General features: G+C 56.2%; 12 protein-coding genes. 4 read left to right on the forward strand and 8 right to left on the reverse strand.

The features are described 5' to 3' along the window. Positions 1 to 1,081 (reverse strand): CBS domain-containing protein (locus ACEQU8_RS06900; protein ID WP_370262499.1); only part of this gene is annotated, 1,081 nt, incomplete at its 3' end. A gap of 195 nt (positions 1,082 to 1,276) precedes the next feature. Here ACEQU8_RS06900 and ACEQU8_RS06905 point away from each other — a divergent pair. Next, a complete protein-coding gene (locus ACEQU8_RS06905; RefSeq protein WP_370262501.1) occupies positions 1,277 to 1,669 on the forward strand; it encodes a YkgJ family cysteine cluster protein in 393 nt (130 codons plus the stop codon). Here ACEQU8_RS06905 and pxpA read toward each other — a convergent pair. From pxpA to ACEQU8_RS06930, 5 genes are all read right to left on the reverse strand, one after another. Continuing rightward, complete coding sequence (gene pxpA, locus ACEQU8_RS06910; protein WP_370262502.1) at positions 1,666 to 2,406, reverse strand: 5-oxoprolinase subunit PxpA; 741 nt, start codon at positions 2,404 to 2,406, stop codon at positions 1,666 to 1,668. The two genes, ACEQU8_RS06905 and pxpA, sit on opposite strands and share 4 nt — an antisense overlap. Then, the gene (locus ACEQU8_RS06915) at positions 2,375 to 3,337 is read right to left on the reverse strand and encodes a biotin-dependent carboxyltransferase family protein (protein WP_370262503.1); all 963 of its coding nucleotides are present in this window, start codon (positions 3,335 to 3,337) and stop codon (positions 2,375 to 2,377) included. Before ACEQU8_RS06915 ends, pxpA begins: the two co-directional genes overlap by 32 nt. Continuing rightward, positions 3,338 to 4,015: a 5-oxoprolinase subunit PxpB gene (pxpB, locus tag ACEQU8_RS06920; protein ID WP_370262505.1), complete on the reverse strand. Its 678-nt coding sequence runs from the start codon at positions 4,013 to 4,015 to the stop codon at positions 3,338 to 3,340. It lies immediately after the preceding gene. An 85-nt stretch (positions 4,016 to 4,100) separates the two neighbouring features. After that, complete coding sequence (locus ACEQU8_RS06925; RefSeq protein ID WP_370262507.1) at positions 4,101 to 4,565, reverse strand: Hsp20 family protein; 465 nt, start codon at positions 4,563 to 4,565, stop codon at positions 4,101 to 4,103. A 105-nt stretch (positions 4,566 to 4,670) separates the two neighbouring features. Next, complete coding sequence (locus ACEQU8_RS06930; RefSeq protein ID WP_370262509.1) at positions 4,671 to 5,081, reverse strand: YchJ family protein; 411 nt, start codon at positions 5,079 to 5,081, stop codon at positions 4,671 to 4,673. Positions 5,082 to 5,155: 74 nt separating this feature from the next. Here ACEQU8_RS06930 and ACEQU8_RS06935 point away from each other — a divergent pair, with 74 nt between their 5' ends. After that, a complete protein-coding gene (locus ACEQU8_RS06935; protein ID WP_370262511.1) occupies positions 5,156 to 6,646 on the forward strand; it encodes an amidase in 1,491 nt (496 codons plus the stop codon). A gap of 2 nt (positions 6,647 to 6,648) precedes the next feature. Here the strand turns inward: ACEQU8_RS06935 and ACEQU8_RS06940 are convergent, their stop codons facing one another. After that, positions 6,649 to 7,524: an alpha/beta fold hydrolase gene (locus tag ACEQU8_RS06940; protein WP_370262513.1), complete on the reverse strand. Its 876-nt coding sequence runs from the start codon at positions 7,522 to 7,524 to the stop codon at positions 6,649 to 6,651. 203 nt (positions 7,525 to 7,727) lie between these two features. Between ACEQU8_RS06940 and flhD the strand changes: the two genes are divergently transcribed. Both flhD and flhC read left to right on the forward strand, forming a co-directional pair. Further along, entirely contained in the window at positions 7,728 to 8,045 is a 318-nt protein-coding gene (gene flhD, locus ACEQU8_RS06945; RefSeq protein ID WP_370262515.1) for a flagellar transcriptional regulator FlhD, read from the forward strand. A 35-nt stretch (positions 8,046 to 8,080) separates the two neighbouring features. Then, entirely contained in the window at positions 8,081 to 8,647 is a 567-nt protein-coding gene (gene flhC / locus ACEQU8_RS06950) for a flagellar transcriptional regulator FlhC (protein WP_370262516.1), read from the forward strand. A gap of 94 nt (positions 8,648 to 8,741) precedes the next feature. Here flhC and ACEQU8_RS06955 read toward each other — a convergent pair whose 3' ends face one another. Next, complete coding sequence (locus tag ACEQU8_RS06955; protein WP_370262518.1) at positions 8,742 to 9,209, reverse strand: DUF1854 domain-containing protein; 468 nt, start codon at positions 9,207 to 9,209, stop codon at positions 8,742 to 8,744. Between the last annotated feature and the right edge of the window lie 162 nt (positions 9,210 to 9,371).

The raw sequence follows: 9,371 nt of genomic DNA on the forward strand, positions 1-9,371 counted from the left end.
CATCATTGAGGTGGCTGATCAATTCGGTGAGTTGTTTGGCAGCAATGCCCTGGCCCAGCAGGTTTTTGGCAAAGCTGCGGATGTCGTTGGCGCTGGCACGAAGCATGTCAACATCTTGTGCGCTGCGAATGTTGCTGCTGATCTGCTTGAGCGACAACCGTTGCATGGCAAATATATCCCGCTCTGACACAATGCCAGACAGCTTGTTGTTGCGGGTAATCGGTACATGTCGAATGCCAAAGCGCGACATTAACAAAGCTGCATCCTGCGCGCTGTGCCCTTCATCCAAAGTGTGCACGGGCGTATTCATCACTTCGCTAATCAGCGTGGTCAAGGGCTTCTGGGCCATGGCCACGCGGGAAAGCACGTCCTGCCGCGTCAAAATACCCACCACGTGGCTGGTGTCATCCACCACAATCATGGAGCCGATTCGATGCTCATGCATCACTTCAAGAACCTGCTTGAGTGGGGTATTGGGCGAGCAGGAAAACGGCTCGACCCGACACACATCGCGCAGCGGCTTTTCAAGGGTTTGCTCAGCCAAAGTTTGGGAAGAATACGCCACCTGGATGGCCTTGCGGGACAAATCCAGAAACTGCATGGTGCGCCGAGTGAGGTAATCAGAAAACACCGGGCTTTTGCGCGCCAGGGCTTGCACACCCTCGTAGGTAAACATCAGGCAGAACGTGTCCTCGCGGGCACTGTAGGTGGCCGTCACCGCGCGCCGCGCCAAAAAGGCGTTCACAGGAAACATTTCCCCCACTTCATATTGAAACCCGGTGGTGGACAAATCGGCCAAGCCTTTGCGCCCCACCGCAGACCCTTTTTCCACGTAGTACAAGTAGGCTGGTGGACCGTCCTCGGGCTTGACGATCACCTCATTGGGCGCGAAGTAGGTTTCAGCACAGCCCTCAAGCAGGCAATCCAGATCGGCACTTGGAATTTCGCTAAAAGGAGCGTGCTTGAGCAGGCGTTGTTTGATGTAGTCGAGCATTTGGCCCGAGGGGCTGAGGGCGGGGCCTGCAGGTTCCGGGCTGGAACTGGCGGCATCAAGGCCCGACACGGCATGGGGTCGGTTCACAGCGTCTCCATCTTCTTGGCTTCAGGTGTTAATTTTTTTAATGGTTTTCCCTATTGTAGCCCCGCCTTTGCCATTTTGGGCTGATCGATCTCTGTCTGTTTGGCGCGACGCCCAATTAAATTCCCCTTGCCACCTCGAAGGGCTCGGAATATATTCGCGCATCCCTTCCAAATGGCTGTTTTTTCAGAGGTAAAAATGCAGTCAAATCCCCAAACCATCATTGTGGACGGCGCCGGTGTAGAAGCCCTGTGCCAAAGCTGCGGCGTGTGCTGTTCCACCTTCAGAATCAGTTTTTACTGGGGGGAAACCACCGATGCGCAAGGGGGTTGGGTCCCGGCCGAACTAACCCAGCAAATGAACCCGTACCGCAGCTGTATGAAAGGCACCTCACAAAGCAAGCCACGATGTGCAGCCTTGGCAGGAGAGTTGGGACAGTCGGTCAGCTGCACCATTTACCCGGTGCGCCCAAGTCCATGTCGTGAATACGATGTGTTTGACGCGCATGGCGAGCTGAACCCCCGCTGTAACCAAGCCAGGGCCAAGCACGGCTTGGCACCACTGAACGTCAAGTACATCAGCGCGGTTTAAACACACGGTTTAGCCGCCTGCCCCCGCACTGCCTTATAAACCGCCCTGGCATTGGCCAGCGCCTGTGGGCTGTCGCCATGCACACACAGGGTTTGGGCACGCAGTATCAGCTTTGTACCATCCAGAGCCCTGATGGGTTTGCCCTGAGCAATGGCAAGGGCCTGCCGATAAACCCGCTCGGGATCATCAAGCACGGCGCCCTCTTGGGCACGCGGTGCCAGCCAACCCTCGTGGGTGTAGCCCCGGTCGGGGAAGGCTTCTTCGATGATTGCAACCCCCATGGCCCTGCTGAGAACCACCTGCGGGCTACCGGCCAAGGCCACCATGGCCAAGTGGGGAAACTGCCTGGCCACATGCACCAGCATTTGAGCCACCTCGGTGCATTGTGCTGCATCGTTGTAAAGCTGCCCATGAGGTTTGAAATGCCGGGTTTGAAGCCCTTCGGCCATGGCAATGTCTTCAAAAGCAGAAATTTGATCGATCAGCAGGCTTTCCAGTTTTTCAAGCGCAATTTCAGGGCGGGTACGCCCAAAGCCAGCGCGATCCGGGTAACTGGGGTGGGCCCCCGCCAACACTTGGTGGCGGGCCGCCGACTGACATGCACGCCGCATGGTCTGCGCATCCCCCGCATGCCCTCCGCAAGCAACATTGGCCATGTCGACCAAAGCAAACAAGGCCTCGTCGTGTTCACAGCCTTCGCCCAAGTCAGCGTTGATCAAGATGCTGTTCGATAGCATGGCGGTATTGGCTCAAAAATCGTTCATGGGCAGCCTGCAATGCCAAGCATTGCTCCAAGCTCACCAGTTCAAATTGTACCGCTTGCCCGGGCACACGGTAAGCCAGCTTCCAAAGCGCGCAACTGGGCACCACGCCAAGCCGTGGATAACCGCCAGTCACCTGGGCTTCGCACATCAATACAATGGGTTGACCCTGAGGTGTCCACTGCAGCAGCCCGGGCAACACAGCGTGGCTTCTCACTGAAAGGCTTGTGGGGGTTAAAGCTCCCCCCGAGGCCCTTAATCGATAACCCATGCGCCCACTGTCTGCCACCACGGTGTAGGGCAAGCCCAGAAGAGCCTGCTGCACCGCACCACCCAAGGCTTCCCATTCAGGCCCGGGCAACACCGGCAAAGGCAAAGGCCCCCGCGGTTGAATGTAAAACCCGGGCATGGCCAGCGTGGCTCGGGTATGGAGGCTTTGCCCTTGCGATTGCCCGCAAGGCAACACATCGCCGGGTAGCAATGCCCTGCCCTCCATGCCACCAAACCGGGCAGGCAAACAGGTGCTGCGTGATCCCAACACGAGGGGCACATCCACCCCGCCTGCCACGCACAAAATATTCCACAAGCCGTGGGCACAACCCTGCACGTTGAGCACATCGCCTTCGGTGAGGTGGTAAACGCGACCAGCAAAACCGGCGCGGCGATTTACAGCAAACATGGCCCCTGCACTGGCCATCAACACCAGGCAAGGTTCACTGCACAACAGTTCAAACTGCCCCATCAGCTCCAGGCATGCGGCCGAGTCTTGATTGCCCAAAGCCCAATTGCCCACCGCAAGCGCAACAGGATCCAAAACGCCCCCCACTGGCACGCCCTGGCTTTGGTGGCCCCATCGGCCCAAGTCGCTCACCAGGCCCACACCTTTGGCTTTGATGACCTTCAACACCTAGACCACCTCTGGGACAAAACGCACCCGATCGCCCACTTGCAATGCACTGGGGGCTTGCTCATTTGCAGGGTTGAACAGCCCATGCGGCACATGTCCAATTAAATGCCAACCCCCCGGGCTGTCCCAAGGGTAAATTGCACAATACCCTGCGGCGATGGCAAGGCTGCCGGCAGGCACTTTCACCCGGGGTCGAGAAAGCCTAGGCACATGCAGCAATTCAGGCAAACCGCTCAGGTACGCAAAACCGGGCAAAAAACCAATGAACTGCACCACGTACTCGGCCTGGCTGTGCAGGCTTACAAGCTCCTCAGGGGTTATATCCAGCGCTTTGGCCAGGTTTTCAAGATCTTCACCATGCTGCCCACCATAGTGGACCAAAAATTCATGCACTTTTGGGGCGAGTGCCGGGGTTTGAGTGGGGCCGCGCAGTGCTTCGACAAACTGAGCCTCCACAAAAGCCATCAGGGCCAGCGGATCTTTCAATGGCTGGTGCGACAGCACGGTAAAGGCCGCGTCGGTTTGAATACATTGAACACCTTGGCATTGCCTCTGTAACGCAGGCTTTACACGCAGCAAAGCGTCTGCCAGTTCCTGGGCACTGAACTCGCCGGGCGGCAGTTCAAGCAAAACGCCGCGTTCGCCCAGCAAACTGGATTTGAAAAAGGGGTGGGCCATGGCTCGCATTGTAGAGTGCTGCAAACCATAAAAAAAGGCAGCCTGCACAGGCTGCCCCTTTTACGCCATTAATGGACGAAATCAATTAAGCGGCTTCGCTGGATTGACCCTCGTTCTCGATGGTGCGCAATCCTGCCTCGCCAATTGGAATGCGGCGGGGCTTCATTTGCTCGGGGATTACCTTCACCAACTCAATCACCAACAAGCCATTTTTAAGGTTGGCGCCCTCCACTTGCACATAGTCCGCCAGGTTGAATTTGCGCTCAAAACTGCGGAATGCAATGCCTTTGTGCAGGTAGCGTTTGTTGTCGTCATCTTGCTTGCGGCCGCGCACAGTGAGCACGCCACGTTCTACTTCCAGCTCAAGTTCGTTGTCAGCAAAGCCCGCCACGGCCAGGCTAATTTGGTAGCGGTTTTCTTCAACCACTTCGATGTTGTAGGGTGGGTAGCCGTTGCCAGCATCAGCGCGCATGGCGGCATCCAAAATACTGGCCATACGATCAAAGCCAATGGTGCTGCGGTACAGAGGGGTGAGGTCGATGGTTGCCATGATCATTCTCCTTCAGAAGCAATCAATTCATGCATTTAACAAAGCGCGGACAACTCTCTTGGAGACATCGCCCACAACCTTGATTTGGGTACGCCCCGCAGAATTTCAAGTGTCAAACAGCGTGCCATCTACATACCACCACTGCCCGGCCTCCCTAGCAAACCGGCTGCGCTCGTGCAAACGGGTGGCGGGGCCCTGCAAGGGTTTGTAGCGGGCCACAAATTCAACCTCGCCCTGGTCACATTGCTCGTGGTGGTCCATCACTTTCAACCCTATCCATTTACCTTGTGTTCGCTCCAATTCAAGATTGAGCGACTCGGGTCGAGTACTGGAGTGCCATGTTTGATTCACATAGCCCTCCAGGCCCAGCGCGTAGGCGCTGTAACGCGAGCGCATCAATTGCTCTGCGGTACTTGCACGGGCCAGCCCTTGGTGCAAAGGGCCACAACACTCGGAATAATTGACACCCCCGCACGGGCAGGCATTGATTGTTTTCGATTTGTTTTTTGAAGCCATGGTTGCCTTGCTTGGCAATACAAAAGAAAAATTATTCTAGACTGCTGGTGAGACAGACCAAATTTCGCAGGCCCATGACAACACCAAACACATGCCATGCATTTAACCCCAAAGACGCCCTTGGTCACCACGATGCGTGCGCTTTAAGCGAACAACTTCAACAGGGCGGCACCTCCGCGAAGGCCTTGGTCGACGCGGCCTTGCAGCGCTTGAGCCATGTCGACCCCCACCTCAAGGCCACAGTCAGCATGCAGGCTGAACACGCCCTGGAGCAAGCCGAGTTGCTGGACAAAGTGGGCCAGTTCGAAGAATTCAAAGGCCTGCCTGCCTTTTTAAAAGACAACCTCGACCTGGAGGGGCTACCCACCCTGCATGGCAGCGCCAGCCTGCCCAGGCGCAACAAACAACGCACCAGCGCTGTGGCCAGACAATTGATGGACACAGGCCTGGTGCTGCTGGGCAAAACCAAATTGCCAGAATTTGGACTGACCGCCACCACCGAATTCAGCGCCAGCGAGGCGGCGCGTAACCCCTGGCACACCGACCACAGCACCGGCGGCTCCTCGGGTGGCTCGGCCGCCATGGTGGCGGCTGGTGTTGTGCCCATTGCCCATGCCAACGATGGCGGTGGGTCTATTCGTATACCGGCGGCCTGTTGCGGCCTGGTTGGCCTGAAGCCCAGCCGCGGTCGCCTGCAGGCCAACGAACTGGCCAAACACTTGCCGATCAATATTGTGAGCGATGGCGTGCTCACCCGCACGGTGCGCGACACCGCTGCATTTTATGCGCATGCCGAACGCCAATACTGGAACCCTACCTTGCCCGCGCTGGGGCACATCACACGCCCTGGCCGCAAGCGATTAACCATTGGCATGTTCACCCGCAAATTAAATGGCGAAGACAGCGCGCCAGAATGCGTAGACGCTGTGCAAAAGGCTGCCATGCTTTGCGAGCAACTGGGTCATGAAGTTCGGGAAATTGCTCCACCGGTGCCTGCCCAGTTTGCAGACGACTTTTTGTTGTATTGGGGCATGCTGGCTGCCTCGGTGGTTCATTTTGGGCGATTTGCCGTAGACCGCAAAATGAACCCTGCTCAATTGGAGCCCCTCACCCACGGGCTGGCCAAGCATTTCACACGCAACCTGCACCGCTTTGCGTTTGCCTTGCGAAGGCTTTACCAATTTGAAAAGCAATACGCCAGCGCCTTCGAGCATATGGACGTGGTGCTGTCGCCCACCTTGGGGCATGCAGCCCCGCCGATTGGGCACCTCGCGCTTAATCTTCCTTTCGAAGAAGCGCGTCAACGTTTGGTGAATTTTGCAGCATTCACTGCCGCCCAAAATGTATCAGGTGCACCCGCCATCAGCCTGCCCATGCACCAAGCGACCAATGGGTTGCCTGTGGGGGTTCATTTTGCCGCGGCCATGGGGCACGAGTTCCGCTTGCTTGAACTCGCGCTGGAGCTTGAACAAGCGCAGCCTTTTAAAATGCTGCATGCCTTGACGCCCACCAGCCACGCAGGGCGACAGGCAGCTGACAAGGCTAGTCAACTCAAACCCGCCTAAATTTAAACTGGCCGAAAGGCCAGGTGAGCCTTGTACACCAGGGAGGCTCGATCCACCATGGGGCAATGGCCAGTGTTTTCGAGCATCAAGGCATGAAGGTCAGGCCGGCACTGCTGCAGCACTGCAAGGCCTGAGGGGTGCACCAACTGATCAGAATCCCCCCAAACCACCATCAGAGGACCCTTGCTGTCAGCCACCATGTCGTTCAAAGATCTGTTGTGCTCAGGGTGAGTAAATTCGGCAAATACACGGTCGAGCAGCGGCTTGTTGCGTATGGAAATACCACCAAAATACCGCCGCATAAAACCTGGCATGGGAGGTGCCTTGCCGTTAAAACACAAATCCACCACCCACAAATAGGATTTAAAGTCACGAGGGGCCAACACCACTTCGCCACGATCTACAAAAGCACGGCCCACCTGGGTGTGCTCAGCCCCTTTGACGCCAGCAGGGTTAAGCAGGCAGGCACTTAACACCTGCTCAGGAAAGTTGGCAGCCAATGCCCCGGCCAAGTATCCACCCATGGAATTGCCCATCACATGATAAGGCGCAGCCCCAAGCTGCGTTGCCAGCCGGTGAACGCGCGCGGCCTGCTCGGCAATGTGGTAGGTCGCCGACGTGGGGCGACTGGACTCACCAAAACCAATCAAATCGGGAATCCACACCGTGTAATGCCGCATCAAGCGGGGTGCCATGGCCAGCCAGTTTTCCTTGTTGGCTCCAAAACCATGGATCAGCCACATATTGGGCCCTTGGCCACCCGTGTAGAGCACCCATTGACCATCGGGGGTGTTCACACGTCGCTTGCGCAGCCCCATTTGCTTGCATTTTGAATCGATTAACCACCTGGAAATCCAGTTCATCACCGGGTTGTTCATGGCTGTGTTGTCTCCTGCCTTGTGTGTTGTTGTCGGGTATTTTCTTACACCCATTCGCTGCCAAAGCTGATGCACTTTACAGGAAATGGCTGGCTTAGTTTTTTGGGCTGCTGCTCAACAATGACATCACTGACTTGAATGTCTGTGGGAAGCAAACAGGTCAGATTCCGAAACTGCTGCATTTGAATTGGAGGATGTTCAACATGAAAGCAAGCTACCTGACCGAACAAATTCGCGAAGCCAATCTATCTTACCTGCTTCTGGCCAAACAACTGATTGCCGAAGACCGCGCCGAGGCGCTGATCCGCCTGGGCATTGACGAGGCCACAGCCGACCTGCTGGGTCAACTGACCACCGCCCAAGTGCTAAAAATTGCGGCCAACGATGTGCCGATGTGCACCCTGCGATTTACCGAGCCCAGCGTGTGGGCGCGCTTGGGCGACCACGGCAAGGAACGCTCCATTTCTGGCTTGCACGCCGCCATCCTGATGGCGGGCCGTTGCACGCCCAGCATTGCGTAAACAATAAAAAAACACAAAAGACAGAGGAAATCCAAATGGCCAAAATCAAGTCTGTGGTGTCAGAAGCCGCACAAATCAAACTTGCCTGTGAATTGATCGAGCTGGATGCCCGGCTCCAGGTGTTGGAAAGCGAAACCCAGTTGTCGCGTGAGCGCCTGATTCGCCTTTACAAAGAGATTAAGAAAAAGTCTCCACCCAAGGGCATGCTGCCTTTTTCCACCGATTGGTTTTTAACCTGGCAACCCAACATTCACGGCACCTTGTTCATGAACCTGTACCAGGCTTGCATCAAGCACACCGACATGGATGATGCGCAGGCCTTGGTCAAGGCCTACCAAATTTACCGTGAACAAATTCAGGTGCTTGGTCTGCCAGAGGTGTTGTCGATGACCCGCGCCTGGCGCTTGGTGAAATTTTTTGACGCCGGCATGCTGACCACCACACCTTGCAAGCGCTGTACCGGGCAGTTTGTTGTGGACAGCTACGATCTGAAAAAAGACTACGAGTGCGGCCTGTGCAACATGCCTTCCCGCGCTGGCAAAACCAAGCAAGACGCGGCTTCGAGATTCTTTAACGAGGAAGCACAGCTGGAACACGCTTAAGGCCCTGACTCAGGGCGACCGTCTCTCTCCTGTCCAGTGCATGGACATTTGGATACGCCTGTCCGGATCCTCCTCTGGACAGGCGTACTTTTCTTCAAGCCATGAAGCGAGCCAGAATTTGGCGGCTTCGCCTGTCCATGGCCATAAAATCGGGGATCAAAAATTGCATGCCGTTGGCATGGGTCAGCACCAATCGTGTGCCCTCCAGCCTGCGAATGCTTTCATCAGAGGGTAACTCAAATCGACAAGGCCCTTGATCGGTTTCAACGGTCCACATGCTGGGCGTGTTGTAAGTGGAAACCGAGGTGATTCTTTCGATGGTTGGGCGATACTCTCGGCGCCGCAAGTAAGCCTTCAGGACCGCCTGCGACTCTGCGCACAAAGGCTCCAGGGAATCTAGCCACAGCAACTCTTTGCTGTATTCGTCCACAATGGAAATACCTTCCTGCGGGGCGGTGAACGGAAAAGCCAACACTGCGCTCACTGGTTGGGCCACCAACTCACCGCTTTTATAGAGTGCAAGTTGCCCTGTCTCGGTCTCTTTTAGCTGCCATTCAGTCATAGTGCGCCTGCTCCTGCTTCAGCTTTTCCTGCGCTTGGTGAAGCTGCCAAAAATGCGACTTGGCTGCGAGCAATTCATCGTGCGGCCCTTCTTCCACCACCTTGCCTCGATCCATCACCACAATGCGATCGGCTTTGCGAAGCGTGCTCAAGCGGTGTGCAA

The sequence above is a fragment of the Limnobacter sp. genome (genome assembly GCF_964228395.1).
Classification (GTDB): domain Bacteria; phylum Pseudomonadota; class Gammaproteobacteria; order Burkholderiales; family Burkholderiaceae_B; genus Limnobacter.